Source organism: Bradyrhizobium sp. ORS 111 (genome assembly GCF_045571485.1).
GTDB lineage: Bacteria > Pseudomonadota > Alphaproteobacteria > Rhizobiales > Xanthobacteraceae > Bradyrhizobium.
This window is the reverse complement of record NZ_CP120701.1, coordinates 5913176-5934201: the sequence shown is the minus strand read 5'-3', so window position 1 is coordinate 5934201 and position 21026 is coordinate 5913176. Positions and strand designations below refer to the sequence as shown.

Below are 21026 nucleotides of genomic sequence, written 5' to 3'. Positions count from 1 at the left end.
ATGAGCATAGTCAATGGGCAAAGCGTCGAGGTTCGCTCGCTGAGCAAGACCTACGGCTCCACGGTCGCGCTCGATGATCTGTCCCTTACCGTGCAAGCAGGAGAGTTTCTCGCAATTCTTGGTCCGAGCGGATCGGGGAAATCGACCGCTCTGATGACGATCGCCGGGTTTGAATCTGCAGACCGCGGCCAGATCCTGATCGGTGGACAAGCCTTCGACCGTGTGCCGGCCCACAGGCGCGGCGTCGGCATGGTGTTTCAACGCTATGCGCTGTTTCCCCATCTCACCGTCGCGGAGAATCTTGCCTATTCGTTGCGGCGACGGGGCTGTTCCGACCTGGAAATCCGCCAGCGCGTCGCGGCGGCACTCGATCTCGTCAAGCTGACCGGTCTTGGTGCGCGATCGATTGGCGAACTGTCCGGTGGCCAGCAGCAGCGCGTCGCAATCGCGCGGGCGACGATCTCCAATCCGACGGTGCTTCTGATGGATGAGCCGATGAGTGCGTTGGACAGGAAGCTGCGGCAGCATATGCAGCTGGAACTCAAGCTGCTTCAGAGAGAGCTCGGGACCACTGTCATTCTCGTCACCCATGATCAGGAAGAGGCGATGTCGATGGCAGATCGGATCGCGCTGCTCGACCACGGCCGCCTTCGTCAGGTGGGTACGCCGGCAGCTCTTTATCACCAGCCGGCCGATGCATTTGTTGCCGACTTCATCGGCCGCACGAATTTCCTGCCACTTGCCGGCAGTAGTCTGCGCGTCGAAGGATTTGCGACGGAACTGGCCTATGCGCTTGCCACAGATAGTCCGAGAACAGGCACAAGGGCCGGAGTTCGTCCGGAGGACGTCCTGCTCGGCCTCGAGCGCGAGGGTGGCGAAGCGTGCCGCATCATCGAGACAGCCTTCAGCGGATCGACCCAGACTGTGCTGGTGGAGGCGGGCGGACATCGGCTGATCGCCGAACGGCCTGCGCGCGAGCGTGCCTGGCGGCCGGGCGAGGTGGCCGCGCTACGCTTCCGTACGGGCAGCGTTCGTCTATTCGACCAATCGCCGGTCGCAAATCAGGAGACGTCCCATGCCGCTTAAGCTCACCCGACGGACATTTCTAGGCGGCGCGGCGCTGGCCGGCGGCGGGCGGTTCACCTTTCCGGCACCAGTCATCGCGGGGTCAATCTTGAAAGGCAGCGGCACCGTGGTCGTCCATGACGGCGGCGGGTCGATGGGGATCGCTCAGCTGAAGGCCTACTCTGAACCCTTCGAAGCAGAAACCGGAATTAAGGTCATTCATCAGCCAGGCGTTGCCTCCGGCGTGCAGTTGGCGGCAGTCCTGGCGGGGGCCGCCAAGCACGACGTCGCTCTGCTCTCCGGAGGCGCGATTGCCAACTTCGAGAAGGACGAGCTGCTGCTTCCCATCGACTACGATCTCTGGGCGGGCAAGGACAGAGAGGGTTACGACGTCGTTGCGGCCAAGACAAACTACGCGCCGGCGATGATCTACTCGATGCTGATTGCGTATGAAGCCGAGAAATTGGGGAGCAGGCCTCCCTCGACTTGGGCCGATCTATGGAATTCGCGGGATTTTCCCGGACGGCGGACACTTGCCACCGGGACCAATGCCGCAGATGGCGCAACTTATGAGATCGCGCTGCTGGCCGACGGCGTTCCACCCGAAAAGCTTTATCCGCTGGACTGGAAGCGCGCCTTCCGCAGCCTCGACAATTTGCGAAGCAACGTCGTCAAATGGTGGGTCAGTGGTGCTGAATCGGTGCAGCTCCAGGTCGATCGACAGGCAACGGTTGGCAGCGCCTGGAATGGGCGCATCGATGGCGCGAACGATCAGGGGGCAAGGATTGGCAAGAGCTGGAACCAGGGCATTCTGCAATGGGCCGCCTGGGCTGTTCCAAAGGGAGCCGAGAACAGCGATAACGCACAGAAATACATCGCCTATATGAGCCGACCGGAGCCTCAGGCGAGATTCTCCGAACTGATCACCTATGGACCCACCAACGCTCGCGCTTTCGAACACCTCTCGAAACAGCGGGCAGAGTTGATGCCTACCGCGCCCGGGCTCAAAGAGCGGCAGATTGTGCAAGACTATGCCTTCTGGAATGCGGTGGATGCCACCGGAGAAACTGGCCTGCGACGCGCCATCGTGGAGTGGGAACGGTGGGTCGCCGGAGGCTAACATCGCCAATTTCTCTGGCAAGCGATGCGGACAAGTGAAACGGCTAGCTCTCCCTCTGCCGGGCGTTGTGCTTCTGGGGGCTGGCTACGCCTTGCCAATGGCTATCGTCGTCTGGATGAGCCTGCGGCATCAAGGGCATTGGAGCACTCAAGCATACGCACAGATCGTTCATGCCCCGGTCTTTTTTGGAATTTTCCTCAAGACCCTCTGGATGGCGTTTTCTGTCACCGGCCTCTGTGCGTTGTTCGGATATCCCTATGCCTATTTCGTAGCGACCCGGATCCGTCGGTATGCCGCTCCGATCATGATGCTGGTGGCGATTCCTTATCTGACCAGCATCCTGATCCGCTCCTATAGCTGGATCGCAATCCTCGGCAGCTCCGGCATTGTAAACCGGCTTCTCATTTCCATCGGGCTGGCGAGCGAGCCGCTGCCACTCGTCTTCAGCAGCTTTGGCAGCTATGTCGGCATGGTTCACATCCTACTGCCGATGATGATCTTGCCGCTCTACGGTGCCCTGCGGAGACTTGATTCGGCGTTGATCAAAGCTGCGCAGAGCCTTGGAGGTGGCCCAGCGACCGTCTTCTGGACGATCGTTTTTCCGCTCTCACGTCCGGGACTGGCAGCGGGCTGCGCGCTGGTCTTTTTGTGCGCCCTTGGCTTCTACATCACGCCAGCCATGCTCGGGGCCCCTGGCGACTACCTGGTGGCCCAGGCGATTGAAGTCCGCGTCTCGACGTTGGCGGATTTCGATTTCGCAGCCGCGCTGGCTTGCATACTGTTTTTCGGGGGCAGCGGGTTTCTGGTCCTGTTTCGCCGAAACGTCGTTCCACTGGGACCAGCCGCGAACGATCGATGGCAGTCCAGAGGGGGCGGGGACGGCTTGCGCGGTGCTGGCCGGTATTGGCGAACGGCTATCGATCAGGTGGCGGTGGCGCTCGCCCGTTTGTGCGACGCGATGGCTTTTCTCGCCAGTCCTTTTCTTCTCATCCTCTTCGCCCTGGTACTGCTGTTCCTGCTGGCACCGATGATCGTCGTCATCATGATTGCGTTCAGCAATGCGCCCTATCTCATGTTCCCGCCTCCGGGCTTTTCTACACGTTGGTTTAACTCCCTGTTCGGCGACCAGCGCTGGCGCGAGGCCGCAGTGTTCAGCTTCAGTATGGCCGCACTTTCCGCTACCACGGCATCGCTGGTGGGGACAGCTTATAGCATCTCCTTAACCAGAGGCGCCTTGCGTGAACGCAGGATCATGTGGCTGGCCGCGATTGTCCCGATGATCCTTCCGCAAATCGTGCTTGGTATCGGGCTGTTCTTCCTCGCCGTTGCGCTAAACCTCAACGGCACCATCACGGGTTTCTGGCTCGGCTTTACCGTGCTAGGATTTCCCTACGTGGTCATTATCATGACCGCTGCCCTGCAAAACAGCGACAGGGATGTCGAGCGAGCTGCAGTCGGTTTGGGGGCCACTCCGATGGCAGCATTCTTGACCGCCACGCTGCCGCTTCTCATTCCCGCCCTGTCCAGCGCTTTCCTGTTCGCCTTCCTCGCCGGGTTCGACGATCTCGTCTTGAGTATGTTCTTGAGCTCGCCGTCCAAAACTCCACTCGCAATGTTGATGTGGCAGGATATTCATCTGGAAATCAGCCCAAAGACAGCCGTAGTCGGCGCTCTCCAATTGGCTGTGTTGTTGGCTGTATCAATGCTTGTGGTCTTCCTGAGGAAATCCAAAGGCGCAATAGAATAGTTCTGAACGATCCTATTGCGCGTAGATCGATCTCCCGGTGGTTTGCATCGTCGCCCGGCATTCGCGCATGGCTTTGTTCGTACGCATGGTTGTGAATTGGCCCGCAAATCGGACCTCTTGCCCTGCCTCGATGAGGAGCATCGTTGTGGGAGGCTTGGCACAATTTTCATGATAATTGTCACTCGCGCTTCTGGTCAGTTTCAATCCGCCCCAAATATTAGTTGGTCGTATGGATGTCTCCGAAGCCATCGAGCGGCGCATTTCGGTCCGTTCCTTTAAGCCCGATCCGGTTTGCGAAAAACGGGTACTCGCGCTGTTGGAGCGAGCCCGCCGCTCACCTTCGGGAGGGAATCTTCAGCCATGGCGCGTCTACGCACTCACGGGCGGTCCGCTCGACGAACTCAAGAGGCGCGCTAGCGCAAATCCCCTCGGGGAGCCTCCAGAATACCAGATTTACCCAAACTCGCTGTGGGATCCTTATCGGCGCCGGCGCTGGGAATACGGAGAGGATCTCTATGCGGTGATGGGCATTCCGAGGGAAGATCGGGCCGGCCGGATGCAGCAACTGGCTCGAAACGGGCAGCTGTTCGGTGCACCTGTCGGCCTGTTCTTTTGTCTCGACCGAAGGCTGGGCTCTCCGCAGTGGGCGGACCTCGGTATCTTCATCCAGACGGTGATGCTCCTTGCCGTCGAAGAAGGACTTTCGACTTGTGCGCAGGAATACTGGTCGCGCTACCCGAAGACTCTGACGGAATTGCTCGGATTGTCCGCTGAGGAATTTGTCTTCTGCGGGATGGCCTTGGGTTTTGCAGATGAGGATCCTATCAACACACTCAGAACCAGGCGCGATCCGGTTGCCGACTGGGCCGTCCTGCGCGGCTTTAGTTGATCTGAGCTGACCTTGCCCCACGGGCTTAATCCGGTTTGAAGTTCGTACTGGCCCACGACAAGGACCAGAGCATGAAGCGCAGCCGCTTTTCGGAAGAGCAGATCATCGGGATTTTGAAGGAGCACGAGGCCGGCGTTTCGATTGTGCTTGGTAAGATCCAACCGGTTCAAGGCGGACGCCACGACATGCTGAGTGATTGCTGGACATTGGGCAATCTCAGCCAGCGAAGTGCGAAAGTAGAAAGGGGGACGTCAGACATTCGGGGTTTGGTGCAACTCCGACGGTCGCATCCAACCGCAGCCCGTTAGCGACGGACCATTTGAACACCTTCTCGAGAAGGGTCAATTGAAGGAGAGGCTTCTCGACGAACTGGTTATCGAAACTATCGAAGAGGGCAGGGATGAACCAAATGAAGAGATTATCGACATGTTCGAGACCCTGCACGCACGGCTGGTACGTGCCACAACCGCAGTCGCTGACGAGATTGCCCGGCGTAGACGATGAAATCCGGGCGCATGAGGGCTACGGTTGAGATGCCCAGCTCTGGTGGTCGCCGGGGAGAACAGCATCGTCAGTGCGTCGGAAGCGATCCACCTCAAAGCTGACTGTACGGCAGCGAGCATCGACATGGAGTTGGCGATACCGCGGATGATCCGGACCCCCGCTGGGGAGGTCGATAACTTCGTGTCCGTCGACCACATATATCTCAAGCTCATGATGCGATGGCATGCCGAGCCGGCCATTCAGTGCGGTGACGATAAGAGCCCAACAGTGAAGCGGCGCTTCGCATGCTCATAAGATAGCTTTCTTATCACGTTACTCCGAAACCAGTTGGTCGATGCCACGCTTTGTCGTGACCGCTCCACGAAATATGAATGTCGCGCATTGGGCCTCCCTCGCACATTCACCGCGCAATGGAGAGATTGTCGGGCGCTTCGATTGTCAGACTCCAGACCATTGTCAGCAAGTTGACGCGACACACTCTCACGAAACGCCGACACAACATACGAATTTGGCTCGGCACGGGGCTTGCTTTCGTTCAGGGCATCATCCCAGTCGCAGTACGGTGATCTTCAGGGCCGACTTGGCGCGGGCAGTGGCTAGTGTCTGGTCTGCCCCAACGATTTGCCGTGCGGCGAGAACTTAAGGAGCCGAATTATGGACCGGGAAGTGCAGGGCAACCTTTGATGCGATCGAGAACTCTTTTTTGTGGTGCCACAACAATTGCGCTCGTCGCAAGCAGCGCAGCCAAGGCGGCGGACCTTGAGCCACAACTTAAACGGCCAGCGGCGGTGTGGAACTGGTCGGGCGGCTATATTGGTGGACACGTCGGCGGTGGGTACGGCCGAACCTCTTTCAGCAACCCCTATGGTCCATCAATCTATGGCGGCATCGTCGATACTCCGGCGTTCCTCGCAGGTGGCCAGATCGGCTACAATTGGCAGAAGAACCGCTGGGTATATGGCATCGAGCTGGATGCCAGCGGTGCTGTCTCCGACGGCACAAATACCTGCCTAGCCCCTTCCGGCTTCGTTGTGAGCGCGAACTGCAAGGTAGGTCCCAACCTCTTTGCCAGCGGGACCGGTCGCGTTGGTTACGCCTTTGGCGCGCTCGGGCACACGCTGGCCTATCTCAAGGCAGGCGTAGCGTGGCAAAACAATCGGGGCGACGTCGTCAACAACGCTGAAGGCAGCGACATGCCACAGGAGAAAACCCATTTCGACTATGGTCGGATTGGGGGTGTCATCGGGCTGGGCGTCGAGCAAGCCCTTACGCCTGCATGGTCGGTGAACGTTGAGTATGACTATCTGCATTTTGGCGGGCCGGGTGTCGCGACCGCTGCGACAGTACAGTATCCGTCTGCAATTCTGCCGCCGAACACAACCAACCTGTCCAACAACTATCACATCGGAAAGATTGGTCTGAACTACCATTTTGACGCGGACCCAAAGGCGACAGAATGGTCCAATGCGCCGCTGTACGCGAAGTCAGCCAGCAGGGTACCACCCATTCCCTATGTGACCGGCTGGTCATTCGAAGGCGGCTCCCGGCTCTGGCTCAGTCGGGGACGATTCCAATGGGACCACAGCGCAGCGCCTCATGGCTGGTCTCAAGATCCCAGCATGCTCTTATCGAGACTCACTTATCACGGACTGGACGGACTTTCGGGAGAGTTGTTCGGCCGCCTTGATAGCCCCTGGGGAGTGTTCCTGAAGAGCAGTATTGGCCTCGGGCAATTCAACAAAGGAAACATGAACGATGAAGATTGGGGCGGCGCGTATGTCAACACGGTATCAGGGCAAGCAAATGGAAGGTTCACGTATTACACGGCCGACGTCGGTTACGATTTCTTGCGCGGTACCGACTACAAGGTCGGCGGATTTGTAGGCTGGACCTATTACGGCCAGAGCTCGGACTCGAGGGGATGCGTGCAGATGGCAAACCCTCTTGCTTCATGTCTTAGCTCGGGTGACAACAGGGTCATCGGCGGTGAGAATACTCAATGGAATGCGCCCCGGATCGGCCTGAGTGCCGAAACCATGTTGACCGAGCGTTGGCGGATGAGCGCTGATGTCGCGTACCTGCCCTGGACCGATTTCAAGGGGCGCGACTATCACCTCTTGCGCGACTTGACCACTTTTGCTGAACAACGCGGCAATGGCGGTGGCGGCGTCCAGATTGAAGGCGTCTTGTCCTACTTCATCACCAACAACATCAGCGTCGGCGTCGGTGGCCGCTATTGGGCCATGTGGACCACAAAACGCGGCGAGTCTCTGTGTAGAGGTAGCGATAGCCGGTGCGTCGACCCGCCGCCGGCATTTGCAAAGTACAGCACGGACCGCTGGGGTACGTTTTTTCAGGTCTCCTATAAGTTCGATTGAAAGGCCCACCAAAGCCAAGCTCCAGACTTCCTCTCGAGCCATCCGAAGCCTGCGGGCATCGACGTCGGCGCCAAAATCGGGCGCCGACGCCGTGGGTAATGACGGTGAAGCACCTCGGAATCGAACCGAGCTCAAGCTTGCTTGCAAAGGATGCCAGCCGGCGCGAGCCCCAAACGGCTCGCGACTCCCTTCCGGCCCCCGAAAGCGTTAGTGCCGACACGATTGCACTCACCGCCGCCGATCGTTGGCAAATTTCCAACCTCGTCGAGCGCTTCTATAAGCATGCGACCAGAGTATCAGCGCGTTCACTTCGCTCTCGAACAATAGTTTCAATGCAAGTGTCCTCAAGTGGAGGAGCCGCCGCAACGTTTTGGGTTGGCTTGGAAGCGAGCAGCCGCTTTATAAACCCCTCGTATTTATCAACGGCTTCTCGCATTTCAGCTTGATACTTATAGTTCTGATAAATGCCGACAATGCCACTGCGCTCGTCGACCTTCATGAAAGGGCTGTCGCCCGTCGTAATGTTGATCACGGCGTCGGTGCTTTGCTTGATGCGCGACAGGAAGCGGGCGAAGCCCTCGGCGGTTGGTCCGGACTCTTGAGGATGAGCAAATGGTTAAGAAATAGATCGCCGGGAGGATCCGAATGAAGCCGTCACCCTTCGAATACCATCGTGCCAGTTCGATCGAAGATGCGATCGCGGCGCTTGCCACGCATGGAGAGGGGGCGCGGCTGCTGGCCGGCGGACAAAGTCTGATTCCGATGATGAACTTGGGGCTGGCGACGCCGGATCTGCTCGTTGACGTCGGGAATCTCTCCGATCTGAGGTATGTCCGGGTCGAAGATGGGATTCTTCGGATCGGCGCGCTGGCGACCCACAACGCCATCATGGGGGCGGGCCCCTCGGCACTGGCTTGCCCGCTGCTCATCGTCGCCTATCAGAGCGTGGCGCACCACACGATCCGCAATCGTGGGACACTTGGTGGCAACATTTGCCACGCAGATCCCGCGTCCGAAATGCCGCTGGTCCTCACGCTTCTTGACGCCTCGATGGTCATCCGAGGTGCGCGTGGCGGACGCGTCGTAACGGCTGACAATTTTTTCATCGACGCCTTCGAAACACAAGTGGGACCTGCTGAGATGCTGACCGAGATCCGCATTCCGGCCCAACCCGCAGGCGAAGGCTATGCTTTCGAAGAGATGTCACAGCGCAAGGGCGATTTCGCCATTGTCTCCGTCGGCTGCAGGCTATCGATGCGCGAGGGGCGGATGACGAACGTATGTTTCGGTCTTATCGGCGCCGGAGGCCGAAAGCGGCGAATGTCGGTGGTGGAGGCGAGGCTGGAAGGTGCCGTTCCAGACGATCGACTTCTGGCCGATGCGGCGGAGCTTGCGGTCATGAATGCTGATCCAAGCGACGACATTCATGCCGATGCGGAATACAAGCTTGACCTTGTCCGGGCCTTGTCGCGTCGCGTTCTGACCGACGCGGCCAGGATGGCGGTTAAGTAGGGGGGCACGATGCGGACGCAGAAAATCGAGCTGACGATCAATGGTGCGACCTATTCCGGTCAGGTTGAGCCCCGCATGCTTCTGTCGGATTTCATCCGGCAAGTCGCTCGGCTTACCGGCACCCATGTAGGATGCGAACATGGTGTATGTGGCGTCTGCACGGTTCAAATTGATGGCATGACAGCCCGGTCCTGTCTGACCTTCGCAATCCAAGCCGAGGGGCATGATATTCGCACGGTGGAGGCCCTCGGCAAACAAGGCGGGCTCCACCCGATCCAGCAGGCATTCTGGGAAAAACACGGCTTGCAGTGCGGCTATTGCACTCCCGGCATGCTGATGCGCGCCGAAGAGTTTCTGGCCAGTAATCCGAATCCTGGACGGGAAGACATCATCGAAGCGATTAGTGGCAATCTTTGCCGTTGCACCGGCTACCAGACAATCGTCGACGCGATTGAGCATGCGGCCACACTTCTGAAATCACAAAAGGTGGAGGCGTGAGATGAACGGCCAGGCCACACGTATCCCCGTTAGCCGCCAGCGCGAAAAGCCGGGCCAGAAGACAAAGTGGATCGGCACCGACATGAAGCGCGTCGAAGATCCGCGCCTCCTGGCCGGACAGGGCCGCTATGCTGACGACGTAAGCCTGCCCGGCATGCTGCATGCGGCCACTCTGTCCAGCCCCCACGCCCATGCCCGGATCATATCGATTGATGCTTCCGCGGCGCGTGCCTTGCCGGGTGTCGTCGCGGTGATGACAGGCGAGGACGTGGCGAGATCGACGGGGCCATTGCCCTGTTTTTCAAACCCGCCTGTGGAACAACGCTGTGTTGCAATCGACCGTGTCCGTCATGTCGGGGAACCGGTGGCGATCATCGCGGCTGACAGCCGTTATATCGCCGAGGATGCGGCACGTCTGATTGAAGTCGAGTACGAGCCGCTGCCACCGATGAACGATCCGCGCAAGGCGATGCAGGTGACAGGGGAGGGCGTGCTGCATCCCGCGCGTGGCGACACCAACGTCGCAATGCATCGCAACTTCTCTTTCGGAGATGTTGCGGGCGACTTCGCCCGCGCAAAGCAGGTTGTCAAACGCTCGCTCCGCTGGCCCCGGTCGGGTGCCCAGCCGTTGGAGACCTGCGGCGCGGTCAGCGAGCACGACAGCGCGACGGGCAAGTTCACTATTCACGTGAACAGTTCTATGTACAATTATGTGGGATGGCTTCTGGCGATCACGCTGGGTGTACCGGTCCACAAGCTCAACATTGTGCCTACAATCGCCGGCGGCAGCTTCGGCTCAAAGCTTTTCCTTCACAAGGTGCCGGTGATCTCGGCGGTTCTGGCTCGCGAAACCGGGCGACCAGTGAAATACATTGAGGACCGCGCCGACAACATCCTGGCTTGCGACCATCACGGCTCGGACCGCTTCTACGATTGCGAGCTCGCTCTCGATGAAAACGACAACATGATATCGATGCGCTGCAAGGTCATTGACGACTACGGCGCCTACTTCCAGTTCGGTATCGGGCACCACGGTAACGCATTGTCGCAGATCACCGGTCCTTATCAGATCGGCAGTATCGAGGCGGACATCACCGCCGTCATGACGAACAAATGCCAGCAGGGCGCGTATCGCGGCTTCGGCTCGGAAGTGTCGAACTACGTCATGGAGAGAATGGTCGACGCGGCGTGTGCCGAATTTGACCTCGATCCAGTGGAGTTCCGGCGCAGGAATTTCATCAAACCCGAGCAGTTTCCCTATTTTATCCCCACCGGCAATCTCTACGACAGTGGCAATTATCCCGCCGTGCTCGATAGGGCGCTGCAGATGCTCGACTACGGTGGCTGGCGGAAGAAGCAGGAGGAGGCTCGCAAGGAGGGGCGCTACATTGGAATCGGACTCGCTACCTGCCAGGAGCGCTCGGTTTTTTCGGCAACCGAATTCTGGATGCTGAACCACGAAGCCGGTTTTGCGCTGACTTCATCGCCCGAAGGTGTGAAGGTCAAGATCGATCCGACCGGCAATGCGGTGATTACCCTTCAGGCCCCCTTCTGGGGCAACAGTCCGGAAACCATGGCGACCATGCTCTTGGCCGAGCATCTGACCATGGATCCTGCAAATATCTCGGTCACCTACGCTGATACCGATAGCGGCATCGCCGGCACCGGGCCAGGGGGAAGTCGCTTTACAGTGATGGTGGCCGGGGCAATCGTCTCTGCCTCTCAAGTGATCAGGAAGAAGTTGTTCCTCCTCGCCGCTCACCTGCTGGACGCCGACCCTTCCGACTTGGAATTGCTCGACGGAAAGATCAGGGTCAAGGGGCGGCAAGGCGTTCAAAAGTCCATCGCCGATCTTGCAATGATGGCGCATTTCTTTCGCCTCTCGTTTCCAGAGACGCCGGAATTCGACACTGGACTGGATGCTTCCTGCACCTATGACCATCCGCTGACCACCATGCCGTCGGAGGACCGCAAGGATCTGGGCATCTTCTATCCCATCATGGGTCATATGTGTCACATGCCGGTCGTGGAAGTTGATGTTGAGACCGGCAAGGTAAAATTCCTCGACTATGTCGCGGTGCATGACTGCGGAACGATCGTGAACCCGATGACACTCGCAGGTCATGTTCGGGGCGGTACGGCGCAGGGGATCGGTACAGCCATCTATGAAGAGTATAAGTACGCCGACGATGGCCAGTTCCTGAACGCAAACTTCGCCGACTATATCCTGCCCAGTATCCACGAAGTGCCTTCGAACATCCGGGTTGGCCACGTGGTAACGCCATCGCCCTTTACCGAGTATGGGATCAAAGGCGGTGGCGAGGGTGGCAGGATGGGCGCCCCGGCCGCCATTGCCAGCGCAATAGAGGACGCGTTGAAGCCATTCGGAGTGAAAGCGGATTTCTTGCCGCTGACGCCGGCGAAGCTGCGTGGCTTAATTCGTCAGGCGACGGTGAACCGGTAGTCGATAGCATCCGCCGGCGGCGCATCGTTCCGCGCATGACGTCGCGCCAGTCGAAGAACACCGCGCGGTTGAACGTCGTGGGTATTTCCACATGAGCCGGTGCGGCTGCGGCTCCTATAGTGAGGTAGGACCGCATGGCTTCGATCAATTTCGCCTTGAACTGTGTCTGTTCTGCCTTGATGTCTGCTTTGGTTGCTCCCGGCGCCAACGTGAAATGCAATGGCCACGATTTCTGCCGCAGATGCCATTCCGATTTTGCAGCTGGATCTCATGGCATAGCCGATGAGCCGCAGGAGCGGCGATACGGCCGAGCATGTCAGCGAGGCACGCCTGCGGAACCTTGGAGACAACTTCCAGCCAGAGGCCTTCGGCAGTCTCCATCACACCGCGCAAGGCGGCATTCGCCGGAAACTGAGCGCGACCAAGTGTCGATCAACTATCCTCTCCTGGGCGGTTTAAGAGGCGCGCGCTTACGACCTTCATGCAACGTATTTGGGGCTTTGGCGCGTTTGGAATGCTGAACAACCAATTCGAATGGATGAACACCCAGCGCGTCGGCGATGCGATCGAGGATATCAATTGTCGGGCTTTTCGATTGCCGCTCGAGGCTCGCCAAGTAGGAGCGGTCAATCCCAGCCTCATAAGCCAGCTTCTCTTGCGAAAGACCGCGATTCAAGCGGAGCCGACGCACATTCAAGGCCACAAGCGCACGAGCTTTCATGAGCCGATCATGTCTGCGCCCGGATATTTATACCACTGGCTATAATCCAACTATTTGAGTCGACACACGATCCATCAGCACACCGCATGGTCGACATATCGCAACGCTCGCAACGCGATCGAGCAAGTGCTTTTAAAAGAGGTTAGAATCTCTATGGGGAACCTGTAGGAACACTATAAAAAGCCCACAATCTCCAGCGATCCTTGCCGGCTTGAGCCGGGAGACTGCTATGCCATTCGACGCTGCACCGAGCGATCCGACCCTGACCCCGTATGACCGCGAGTACGTCGTTACCTACATGCGTCTATTGGATGCGGATGCGGACGGTGCCGACTGGCGGGAAGTCGCGGAGGTCGTGCTGCAGATCGATTCCAAACGCGAGCCGGAGCGCGCCCGCCGCGCCTATGAGAGCCATCTCTCCCGCGCCAAGTGGATGAGCAGACACGGTTATCGGCAGCTCTTGCGGAGCGGCTGGACTTAACCTTCGATCAGGCCGTGTAGGACGGCTTCCGCGTGCATAGAGACGGCCATGTAATGCCGCGCGGCCTTGGTGGACTTGTGCCGATCCGGATCATTCTCGGCGATATCAGGATCTGCGAGAAGGCGCTGCAGTCGTGAAATGTCGGAATGCGGACAGAGCGAGCACAAAGTGGTGCTAACTGTCGAGTATTCGCCGGCGGCGCACCCGCCCATGTCGCCGCAGCCGCAAGTTGAGGCCGTGGCTGGCCAGTGAGGTTAGCGCCGGGCATGTGCTGGTACTACACCGATCCGTCCAAGACGCAGGACTTCTGGGATTACTGTCCTCGATAAGCATATGCGGGTGGACCGCCATCTTCCAGATCGACCTCGGGCGCGCTGAGTCTCCGCGGGATATTCGGACCGACGGGATGGTCTGGATTCCGGGTGGCACGTTCCGCATGGGCTCCGATCATCATTATCGGGAGGAAGCCTCGTCGCACCGGGTCAGGGTCGACGGCTTCTGGATTGACCGTACCCCGGTCACCAACGCGCTGTTTCGCTCGTTCGTGAAGGAGACCGGCCACATCACGGTGGCCGAGACAGCACCGGATCCGGCACACTATCCCGGTGCGCTGCCGCATATGCTTTACGCCGGCTCGCTGGTGTTTGAGCCGCCGCACCGGGTGCACAACCTGCGGGACTTGGGCCAATGGTGGACCTTTATGCGGGGCGCGAACTGGCGCCGTCCCTACGGTCCGCGCAGCAACATCGATGTACTCGGCGATCATCCCGTCGTCCACGTCGCATATTCGAACGCGCTCGCCTATGCCAAATGGGGAGGCAAGGAACTCCCCACTGAAGCCGAATGGGAATTCGTTGCACGCGGTGGGCTCGAAGCCGAGGAGTACGCCTGGGGCAATGCCCTGACGCCCGGCAGCAAGCACATGGCTAACATTTGGCAGGGCAGCTTTCCGATCCAGAAGCTTTGCGAAGGCGGCTTCGATCGCACCTCGCCAGTGACCGCATTCCCAGCGAACGGATACGGCGTATGCGACATGATCGGCAATGTCTGGGAGTGGACCGCCGACTGGTGGTCGGCCCGCCATGAGGCCGACGCCGCGAAGCCCTGCTGCATCCCGCAGAACCCGCGCGGCGGCCGCGAGGCGGCGAGCTACTATCCCTGCCAGCCCGCCATCAGGATTCCGCGCAAGGTCCCGAAGGGGGCTCGCATCTCTGTGCGCCGAACTACTGCCCGCGCTATCGCCCCGCGGCTCGGCAACCTGAGCCGATCGATACGTCAACCAGTCACCTCGGCTTTCACTGCGTGGTGCGGTCGCCCGTCCCTTCTCAACCACCGCAAACGCCGTCTGAAGAGGAAGTGTTGAATGAGCAGCGACAACCACAAGACCGTCGAAACGGAGCGGGTGATCAACCGCAGGAATAGCCGTTTCCGTACGACCGTTCGTTCCTCCCTTGGTCTTGCGCTGTGCGACCTTTTCCAGGGGCCGCGTCAAGGCGCGACAGCCGCCGACATAACCGATGCCTCCTCGCCTGTTGCGATGGGCCGGCGTTCAGTAAGGAGCTGACAGGTGCCCGGCACCACTGGTGAAGCGCATCACTTGGGTCTGTTCCCGGCGACCAATGAAAGCACCCGCGCCGCTTTCGTCTACGCCATGGAGCGCGTCATCGATCACGTGATGGAAAGTTGGGACGAGCAATCTGCTCCGACCAGCGGCATCAAGTTTGACCAGCTCAAGCATCTGCTGGCGTCGCTCGACGTTTGCCCGGCCGTCGGCCGCGGTCTCGATGCCGTCATGCTGGAGGTGCGCGAGCAGATCATGCCGCACTTCGTCTCAGTCTCGCATCCTCACTATGTTGCGCATATGCATTCCGCGCCGATATTGCCGTCGTTGGTTGCGGAGTTTCTGATCAGCGCGAGCAACCAGTCGCTGGATTCGTTCGACCAAGGCCCATCTGCAACGGCTTTGGAATGCCATGTAGTGCGCTGGCTGAGCGATCTCGTGGGGTTCGGCGCGGCCGGTGATGGCGTGTTCACGAGTGGAGGAACGCAGGCTAATCTCATGGGGCTGATGCTGGCTCGCGATCACGCCCAGGCGAGCGAACAGAATACTGTGAGGATATCCGGCTTGCCGGCCGAGGCACGGGGGTGGCGCATTCTGTGCTCGGAGCTGGCGCACTTCTCAGTCGCCAGAAGTGCCCACATCCTGGGTCTCGGCGAATCCGCAGTCGTGCCGATCGAGGCCGAGCGCGATGGCAAGTTGAGCGCGGACCGGCTCGACGGGGCGATACGGTCCGAGGCCAACGGAGGTCATCCTCCGATCGCGCTGGTGCTGACGGCCGGCACCACCGAATGCGGCTCAATCGATCGAATCGAGGAATGCACGCGTGTGGCCCACGGCGCGAACGTGTGGGTCCACCTGGATGCTGCCGCCGCCGGCGCGCTGCTGCTGAGCGATCACGCGCCGCTTTTGCGCGGTGTCGAACTCACCGATTCCGTCTCAATCGACTTCCACAAACTGCTGTTCCAGTCCATCAGCTGCGGAGTCTTCATGGTTCGCAGGCGTGCGACGCTGTCGATCCTCGACCGGTCGATTGCTTACCTCAGCCCGAGCGATAAGGCCGATAGTCTCGGACCGAATCTGGTCGGGAAGTCGTTGCAAACGACGCGCCGGTTCGATGCCTTGAAGGTGTTCATGTCGCTGCGGGCGCTCGGCAGGGAACGTGTGGGCGAACTGCTCGACCTGATGCTAGCGCAAGCGCAATTTGCCGCGGAGGAGATTGAGAAATCGACGGAGCTCCAATTGCTGGTCCGGCCCGAAACCAATATCGTATTGTTCCGATGGCGACCCGCTGGGCAGAGCCTACCGGACGCACTCATCAACGAAGTCAATCGGCAGCTCCCCGGCCGCCTCTGGAATGATCGAATCGCCGTCATCGGGAAGACAGTTTACCGGGGTCTCGCAGCTCTGAAGCTGACCCTGCTGCATCCGGAATGCGCGAAAGAGCGGGTCATCCCGGTGTTGGCCGCGATCGAAGCCTGCGCGGGCAAGCTCGGCGCAGAGTTGTGGTCCGGCGCTGATCGTCCGGACGAAATGCTATTGGTCGGAGCAGGCAAGTGACGACTCATGACGGTCTTCTTGTCGAGCGGCTAAATTGGGGCGCCCCCCGATATGAGCATGCACGCCGGGCGGAGTTCGAAATTTTCGGTATCCCCAACCGGTTTGCGACCCCGGACGACATAGCCGCGGGATAACGCGACGCGTGTCCAGCGCGGGACAGAAGGCTGGCGGGTGACGTTCGAACGACAGGACAAGACATATCGCGCCGAGTGCCGTCCCCTGATCGATGTTGCCGGGCGCGGGTCGCGCCAGTTCACTGGTGTCACCGGTGATCGTCATGTCGACGACAAGCTTGCCCGTGCATGGATCGTGCTCGAAACGTCGCGCTGCCGGCCGGCTGCGTGCAGGTCGAAGCCGAAGCTGACGGCTGGTGGTACGCTGCGCCGCTACCGGAGCAGGCGCGCATTCTGGCATTCCATACCGACGCCGATTCGCCGGCTGCCCGTGACGGTCGAACGCTCCCGCGCCTGCTTGCAAGGGCGCGACGATTGCCGATGCTCGGAGGCCTATTGGCACGATGCTGGCTGGGATCAAGGCGAATGCGGCTATTGCGCGGCGCAGGGAGCCTGGCTCGAAACCGCCGCCGGCGAAAACTAGCTGGCCGCCGGCGACGCCGCGCTTGCGTTCGATCCAATCGCGGCGCAAGGCCTGTTCAATGCGCTGTATCTCGGCCTTGCCGCTGCCGAGGCGGCAGATCGCTGGTTCGACGGAGAAGATGTGGCGCTCTCGGAATACGCCGCCGAGGTCGGTCGCATTCGGGACACTTATGTCGATCATCGCGCGGCTTTCTATAGATAGGAAATCCGCTGGACCCATTGTCGCTTCTGGGCGAAACGGCACCGGCCTTAAAGCGATCGGAATTGTTTCTGCGTTCGCAGCAAAGAATGCGCCTCATGATTCCCACGGCAGGCCCCAACTCCCATAGGCAGAATAGCCCGTTGGGGTTTATTGCCTTGATCCGCGTGCGAGGGGAGACCTCATGTGCTCATCTGCGTGCGGCGGTAAAGCAGACACGCGCGCGTTTTTCGGCAGCGACGAACGGAGGCCCACAGGCACGCTCGAAATATACAATTCGAATTGCTTACTAGCGCGAACGACAAAAACTTGAGGGTTCGGTTTGGCCGCGCATATCACGCTGCAAAATAACGGCAAATTGGTGCACCCGACACGATTCGAACGTGTGACCTTTGGCTTCGGAGAGCAATGGTCGGTCTACGCGGCCAGGCGGGGAATGGCCCTCTCGACCAATCGCAAGAATCGGGTGTTGCACCTCCGCGATTTGAACTTACCTCCGGGCAGACCACAGGCGCCGGAGTGCGGCTCGCGAACGTAAGCAATCGTCGTCAGCACCCCGCTCGCTTATCCTGGAGTGAGCGCGGTGGAGGCATTCGCCCGCGTCCCAGGGGTCGTTCGAAAGAAGAACCAGGCTTGCCGGCTATCGACCAATCGATGGCCTACACGTTTCGAACGTGTGATTTCCACTTTGGAATCAGAATGCTCAGCGCTCGCTCGAACAACACGCGGAGCTGGTGCGAGCGCTTTCACTATTGGCAAGCGGCCAGGCTGAATTCACGATATCGGGAAACTCGCGAATACCGTCCATTTCACTGCCGCTCGGCGATCTGCTTAGCGGCCCATACGTCGACCAACTGCCCGCGATCTCCAAATTCCTAGATGGCTGGCAAATGCTCTTGGCGAAAGCCGGCGTTGGCTCTGGGGACGGCTTCAATTTTGACGAAATCTGGACTGCGGATGAAGCGCAGGCTGCGGTTGAAATCCTTCTCAGTCCAGAGCCCGTAATGCGGCTGGAATTCCAACGTTTTGATGGAGATGAAGGAGCACGCTCGCTTGAAGGGCTCCTTTTTCGCACATGCTCGTTAGGCGGCACGAGCTTGACCTACAGTGCGAAAATAACTCTTAAGCGAACGGATGATCCAGTCTGGGGATACCGATCAGCGCATTTCGAGGCTCTCGACGTCCGCCCGATGGTCGACGATCTTGAAGAATACGGCTTCGATCAGGGCGAAGCTCGGGGCATAACCTGGCTGCTCGATCCGAGGAGTTTGAAGTTCGATCGGCAAGCTCAGACCAGTTGAACGTTCGCCAAGCGTTCAGAGGGACCACGAGATGATCAGGACAATTATCGCTCCTTTTTCGAGCGGTCATGGGGTTTCCCCTCGTTCAACTTGCTGCGGTGATTTTCGTAATCTTTTTGCTCCATGCCGCCGATGACAACTCATTCTTGTCAGATCTTCGAGGGGCTGGACAAGCTGGTGGACGAAACAGTGCGTTCGATTTCGGCGGTCTTCACCGTCAAATCATTTACGAAGTCCTGGCTGACATTCGGCTTCATGATCGCGTATGTGTATCTTACGTTTTGGTTGATGCTCTCGATTTGCGGCATGGTTCTGCGGTCCCTGATCGATTTTGCGGGCCGAAGGAACTTTGGTCGAGAAATCCGATAGCCAGATCACGAGGCATCGCAGCCTACCGCGCTTGGTTACCCCTCGAGAGAATCAGGCCCGCGCATATTTCTCAGCAGGCTTGGGAAGAGCAATTCGCTTGGCCTCCACACAATAAGCCGCCATACCTGCCGCTCGGGCAACGCGTCTTGCGCGCTTCGGTGGTGTATACGTTAGTTGTCGTGTTGCTTCTCGTCGGGCTTCAATTCTTCACACCATTCCACGTCTTTTCCTGGTTGGTGGCCGCGTTTGGCTACAAGATCGGTTGAAGCGCGTTTGTCATACCGCAAGCATCGTCAGCGACGCCTACTCACTTCTCAGCCGAGGTTTGGCGGTGTTGACCGGCGGTACGCGGGATCGGCCCTCGTTCTGCCGCTGAAGAGCGGCCAGGCGCTTCTTCTCCGCTTCGTATCGGTCTATGGCTCCTTTGGCAGGTTCGTAGATGTCGTGGAAGCCACGGTGGAGATTTCGAGCCATACGCAGCACGAGATTCGCGAATTCGTGGACGCCAGCTTGTGTCTCCCGGATGCTCTGTTTCAGTCGGACCGACGTATCACCGCTGTCGCGCAGATACTTTTCGTCGACCTCGCCGCCGTTGTGTTCGTAGACGTGACGGCGCTGAAACGAGCGCGTCGCGGTCGCGATCTCCACCTCCGTCAGTCCTTCACAGATGTCGATGTCGAAACCGCCCAACAGCTCCCTTCTGGTCGCAAAGAGATCGTGGAACCGCATCTTTCCGATACGCTCGCGCCGCGCGGAACGCATCGGCCTGTTCCGGATCAGCTGGCCCGTATATTGCCCGACGAAGGTGTCGAACGCCGAGCCGATGTCCCTCAGACAGCCTGACGGAACGACGCCCCGATTCAGATCGTCGCGGATCGCCGGGATGATGCTTCCTTCGAGTTCGCTGAGATCGTTGCGCGTGCCGCACACCGAGCAATAGGCGAACCGCCCCAGGACATCGTTAAACTCGCCGCAGGCGGTGCAGTCGAACTGCTTCTGCTGGCTCTCCTCGGCGTAATAGAACGGTGGCTTCGCGAAGTCCTGTCCCGCCGCGTCCGCGACGGCATCCATATCGATGACGTGAGTTCCGTCTTCATCCGCGGAAAGCGCCTCGTCGAGCTTCTCGCAATAAAGCCGGACGTAGACCCGTTGCGCCGCGGACAGAAATTCGTGACGCTCGGCGTGGGCGCCGCAGTAGGGACAGAGCGATACGCCGCCACGCGTCCGCCAATACTGGTCGCATCTCGGGCACTGAAAGCCGAATTTTCCCTCGCTGTCTGAGGCTACGAATACCGGAACGCAGCCGGGCACGGGTGGAGCGGGCCAAGGCGCACCTATTCCTCCCATTGGTAGATCGGCGATCGGGATGCCCTCTCTCAAGGCGTAGATCGAGTATACGGCCGCCGGCACGGGCCGACTGCTTTGCCAAGTGACACGATATCGCCTCCGACCGTCGTCGCCTCTGTCGACGGTGAAGATCACCTGCCTACCGCAATGAGCGATCTCCTGAAATTCCCGGCCTTCGCTCATGATCGCAGATCCCGCAGAGTTCCGAACGAACCGCCCGTGCGAGGACGTGTGGCGCTTCAATTCAACCTCGGACTATCAGTTCTCACTGCCGACTCGATGGAGTCGGAAGAGCTTGTCGAAGAAATCCGCAATTCTCGTCTCGGAGCCGTCGCCGACAACCTCGTTCGCGCCGAAGCGGTATACCTCATATCCGGCGAGCCGCAATTCCCGGTCGGCCGACATCATGCCGGCGTAGACCTTCAGCGAGGGTTTCCCGTCTTCTGAGAAATGATGCTTGCCGTCGACGTCGATGACGGCCCGCTGCCGGTCCGGGACCGAAGCGCGAGTATATCTGATTAGCAGCTTCGTTCCACGAGGCGACCTAAGTGCGGCAAGGCCGCCGCTTTTGGGCGAAGAGACCGACGTCTGATTCGCGCACAAAGCTTCAATTGGGCGCGACCGACTGTGTTCTGAGTGAGCGTTGACAGTGCGCTGAGGCGGCCGCAGCTGGCGGCAGGCCGCCAGAAATGCTAAAGCTTTCTGGCTGCGGGGCGG

20 protein-coding genes and 2 pseudogenes are annotated in these 21026 nt (G+C 59.5%); 18 read left to right on the top strand and 4 right to left on the bottom strand.

Annotated features, from left to right (window positions below; genetic code table 11):
• The 7 genes from P6U30_RS27360 (at window position 1) to P6U30_RS27330 (ending at window position 7703) form a co-directional block, all read left to right on the top strand.
• Complete coding sequence (locus tag P6U30_RS27360; protein ID WP_407165957.1) at window positions 1-1086, top strand: ABC transporter ATP-binding protein; 1086 nt, start codon at window positions 1-3, stop codon at window positions 1084-1086.
• Complete coding sequence (locus P6U30_RS27355) at window positions 1076-2185, top strand: ABC transporter substrate-binding protein (RefSeq protein WP_407165956.1); 1110 nt, start codon at window positions 1076-1078, stop codon at window positions 2183-2185. Before P6U30_RS27360 ends, P6U30_RS27355 begins: the two co-directional genes overlap by 11 nt.
• Window positions 2186-2282: 97 nt before the next feature.
• Window positions 2283-3932, top strand: coding sequence for an ABC transporter permease subunit (locus P6U30_RS27350; RefSeq protein WP_407165955.1), 1650 nt, complete (start codon window positions 2283-2285; stop codon window positions 3930-3932).
• 229 nt (window positions 3933-4161) lie between these two features.
• Window positions 4162-4821, top strand: a complete 660-nt coding sequence (locus P6U30_RS27345) for a nitroreductase (protein WP_407165954.1) — start codon at window positions 4162-4164, stop codon at window positions 4819-4821.
• Window positions 4822-4892: 71 nt separating this feature from the next.
• On the top strand, window positions 4893-5129 hold the full coding sequence (locus P6U30_RS27340; protein ID WP_407170674.1) for a hypothetical protein: 237 nt from the start codon (window positions 4893-4895) through the stop codon (window positions 5127-5129).
• 37 nt (window positions 5130-5166) lie between these two features.
• Entirely contained in the window at window positions 5167-5325 is a 159-nt protein-coding gene (locus P6U30_RS27335; protein ID WP_407165953.1) for a hypothetical protein, read from the top strand.
• Between the two features lie 683 nt (window positions 5326-6008).
• A complete protein-coding gene (locus P6U30_RS27330; RefSeq protein WP_407165952.1) occupies window positions 6009-7703 on the top strand; it encodes an outer membrane beta-barrel protein in 1695 nt (564 codons plus the stop codon).
• Window positions 7704-7977: 274 nt separating this feature from the next.
• Here the strand turns inward: P6U30_RS27330 and P6U30_RS27325 are convergent, their stop codons facing one another.
• Window positions 7978-8202: a hypothetical protein gene (locus P6U30_RS27325; RefSeq protein ID WP_407165951.1), complete on the bottom strand. Its 225-nt coding sequence runs from the start codon at window positions 8200-8202 to the stop codon at window positions 7978-7980.
• A pseudogene (locus tag P6U30_RS27320) lies at window positions 8185-8289 on the bottom strand (3-keto-5-aminohexanoate cleavage protein); the annotation flags it as partial. The pseudogene P6U30_RS27320 and the gene P6U30_RS27325, both read right to left, overlap by 18 nt.
• Window positions 8290-8348: 59 nt before the next feature.
• Here P6U30_RS27320 and P6U30_RS27315 point away from each other — a divergent pair.
• From P6U30_RS27315 to P6U30_RS27305, 3 genes are read left to right on the top strand one after another with little or no spacing between them, the layout of a single operon-like run.
• Window positions 8349-9215, top strand: a complete 867-nt coding sequence (locus P6U30_RS27315; RefSeq protein WP_407165950.1) for an FAD binding domain-containing protein — start codon at window positions 8349-8351, stop codon at window positions 9213-9215.
• A gap of 9 nt (window positions 9216-9224) precedes the next feature.
• Window positions 9225-9713, top strand: a complete 489-nt coding sequence (locus P6U30_RS27310; protein WP_407165949.1) for a (2Fe-2S)-binding protein — start codon at window positions 9225-9227, stop codon at window positions 9711-9713.
• A 1-nt stretch (window position 9714) separates the two neighbouring features.
• Window positions 9715-12177 carry a xanthine dehydrogenase family protein molybdopterin-binding subunit gene (locus P6U30_RS27305; RefSeq protein WP_407165948.1) on the top strand — a complete coding sequence of 821 codons (2463 nt, stop codon included), beginning with the start codon at window positions 9715-9717 and terminating at the stop codon, window positions 12175-12177.
• Window positions 12178-12613: 436 nt separating this feature from the next.
• On the opposite strand, the gene P6U30_RS27300 is transcribed toward P6U30_RS27305, so the two are convergent.
• Window positions 12614-12898 (bottom strand): helix-turn-helix domain-containing protein, encoded by a 285-nt coding sequence (locus P6U30_RS27300; protein ID WP_407165947.1) that lies wholly within the window; start codon window positions 12896-12898, stop codon window positions 12614-12616.
• Window positions 12899-13127: 229 nt separating this feature from the next.
• Between P6U30_RS27300 and P6U30_RS27295 the strand changes: the two genes are divergently transcribed.
• The 7 genes and pseudogenes from P6U30_RS27295 (at window position 13128) to P6U30_RS27265 (ending at window position 19228) form a co-directional block, all read left to right on the top strand.
• Window positions 13128-13379 carry a DNA -binding domain-containing protein gene (locus P6U30_RS27295; protein WP_407165946.1) on the top strand — a complete coding sequence of 84 codons (252 nt, stop codon included), beginning with the start codon at window positions 13128-13130 and terminating at the stop codon, window positions 13377-13379.
• A gap of 406 nt (window positions 13380-13785) precedes the next feature.
• Window positions 13786-14801 (top strand): annotated as a pseudogene (locus tag P6U30_RS27290) (formylglycine-generating enzyme family protein).
• Window positions 14743-14943 (top strand): hypothetical protein, encoded by a 201-nt coding sequence (locus P6U30_RS27285; RefSeq protein WP_407170673.1) that lies wholly within the window; start codon window positions 14743-14745, stop codon window positions 14941-14943. The pseudogene P6U30_RS27290 and the gene P6U30_RS27285 overlap by 59 nt, the downstream one beginning before the upstream one ends.
• A gap of 3 nt (window positions 14944-14946) precedes the next feature.
• Complete coding sequence (locus P6U30_RS27280; protein WP_407165945.1) at window positions 14947-16497, top strand: pyridoxal phosphate-dependent decarboxylase family protein; 1551 nt, start codon at window positions 14947-14949, stop codon at window positions 16495-16497.
• Between the two features lie 171 nt (window positions 16498-16668).
• Complete coding sequence (locus P6U30_RS27275; RefSeq protein ID WP_407165944.1) at window positions 16669-17094, top strand: hypothetical protein; 426 nt, start codon at window positions 16669-16671, stop codon at window positions 17092-17094.
• Between the two features lie 950 nt (window positions 17095-18044).
• Window positions 18045-18593: a hypothetical protein gene (locus tag P6U30_RS27270; protein ID WP_407165943.1), complete on the top strand. Its 549-nt coding sequence runs from the start codon at window positions 18045-18047 to the stop codon at window positions 18591-18593.
• 68 nt (window positions 18594-18661) lie between these two features.
• Window positions 18662-19228, top strand: coding sequence for a hypothetical protein (locus P6U30_RS27265; RefSeq protein WP_407165942.1), 567 nt, complete (start codon window positions 18662-18664; stop codon window positions 19226-19228).
• 37 nt (window positions 19229-19265) lie between these two features.
• Here the strand turns inward: P6U30_RS27265 and P6U30_RS27260 are convergent, their stop codons facing one another.
• A complete protein-coding gene (locus tag P6U30_RS27260) occupies window positions 19266-20492 on the bottom strand; it encodes a hypothetical protein (RefSeq protein WP_407165941.1) in 1227 nt (408 codons plus the stop codon).
• Between the two features lie 48 nt (window positions 20493-20540).
• On the opposite strand from P6U30_RS27260, the gene P6U30_RS27255 reads away from it, so the two are divergent.
• Window positions 20541-20756 carry a hypothetical protein gene (locus P6U30_RS27255; protein WP_407165940.1) on the top strand — a complete coding sequence of 72 codons (216 nt, stop codon included), beginning with the start codon at window positions 20541-20543 and terminating at the stop codon, window positions 20754-20756.
• Window positions 20757-21026 lie beyond the last annotated feature (270 nt).

Bases quoted from the DNA above. Each gene is read 5' to 3' on its own strand.
- P6U30_RS27340 (WP_407170674.1), top strand. From the start codon at position 4,893: ATGAAGCGCAGCCGCTTTTCGGAAGAGCAGATCATCGGGATTTTGAAG.
- P6U30_RS27305 (WP_407165948.1), top strand. From the start codon at position 9,715: ATGAACGGCCAGGCCACACGTATCCCCGTTAGCCGCCAGCGCGAAAAG.
- P6U30_RS27310 (WP_407165949.1), top strand. From the start codon at position 9,225: ATGCGGACGCAGAAAATCGAGCTGACGATCAATGGTGCGACCTATTCC.
- P6U30_RS27355 (WP_407165956.1), top strand. From the start codon at position 1,076: ATGCCGCTTAAGCTCACCCGACGGACATTTCTAGGCGGCGCGGCGCTG.
- P6U30_RS27300 (WP_407165947.1), bottom strand. From the start codon at position 12,898: ATGAAAGCTCGTGCGCTTGTGGCCTTGAATGTGCGTCGGCTCCGCTTG.
- P6U30_RS27315 (WP_407165950.1), top strand. From the start codon at position 8,349: ATGAAGCCGTCACCCTTCGAATACCATCGTGCCAGTTCGATCGAAGAT.
- P6U30_RS27360 (WP_407165957.1), top strand. From the start codon at position 1: ATGAGCATAGTCAATGGGCAAAGCGTCGAGGTTCGCTCGCTGAGCAAG.
- P6U30_RS27325 (WP_407165951.1), bottom strand. From the start codon at position 8,202: ATGAAGGTCGACGAGCGCAGTGGCATTGTCGGCATTTATCAGAACTAT.
- P6U30_RS27285 (WP_407170673.1), top strand. From the start codon at position 14,743: ATGAGCAGCGACAACCACAAGACCGTCGAAACGGAGCGGGTGATCAAC.
- P6U30_RS27260 (WP_407165941.1), bottom strand. From the start codon at position 20,492: ATGAGCGAAGGCCGGGAATTTCAGGAGATCGCTCATTGCGGTAGGCAG.
- P6U30_RS27350 (WP_407165955.1), top strand. From the start codon at position 2,283: ATGGCTATCGTCGTCTGGATGAGCCTGCGGCATCAAGGGCATTGGAGC.
- P6U30_RS27295 (WP_407165946.1), top strand. From the start codon at position 13,128: ATGCCATTCGACGCTGCACCGAGCGATCCGACCCTGACCCCGTATGAC.
- P6U30_RS27345 (WP_407165954.1), top strand. From the start codon at position 4,162: ATGGATGTCTCCGAAGCCATCGAGCGGCGCATTTCGGTCCGTTCCTTT.
- P6U30_RS27265 (WP_407165942.1), top strand. From the start codon at position 18,662: ATGGGGTTTCCCCTCGTTCAACTTGCTGCGGTGATTTTCGTAATCTTT.
- P6U30_RS27330 (WP_407165952.1), top strand. From the start codon at position 6,009: ATGCGATCGAGAACTCTTTTTTGTGGTGCCACAACAATTGCGCTCGTC.